Origin of the sequence: Microcoleus sp. S13_C5 (assembly GCF_036700845.1) — a bacterium.
In the GTDB taxonomy this organism is placed as follows: domain Bacteria; phylum Cyanobacteriota; class Cyanobacteriia; order Cyanobacteriales; family Microcoleaceae; genus Microcoleus.
In genome coordinates this window covers 2641-2951 of sequence record NZ_JAUBPR010000243.1, presented here as the reverse complement: position 1 = coordinate 2951, position 311 = coordinate 2641, and the positions used below count along the sequence as shown (strand labels likewise).

Annotated in this window: 1 protein-coding gene; it reads right to left on the bottom strand. The window is 56.9% G+C overall.

Annotation, left to right across the window (positions count from 1 at the left end):
• The coding region (locus tag QUA04_RS29175; protein WP_333264154.1) for a hypothetical protein at positions 1–311 on the bottom strand (311 nt) is incomplete at both ends.

The following is a 311-nucleotide window of genomic DNA, read 5'->3' as shown; positions in this document are numbered from 1 at the left end:
GGTGTTTCCCCAGGGATTGGCGTGGGTGTGGGTGTTGGTGTGGGTGTTTCCCCAGGGATTGGCGTGGGTGTGGGTGTTGGTGTGGGTGTTTCCCCAGGGATTGGCGTGGGTGTGGGTGTGGGTATCGGTGTCGGTGCGGGCGTGGGTGTGGGTATCGGTGTCGGTGCGGGTGTGGGCGTGGGTGCGGTGTCGTTGTCAGTATTAGTAACTCCGACATCGTTGGCATTAACACCGCTGTAATTAGTATCGGTACTGGTAGCAGCAGCAGTGACAATCTTGTAAGCAACATTCCCATCTACTACACTGTCATC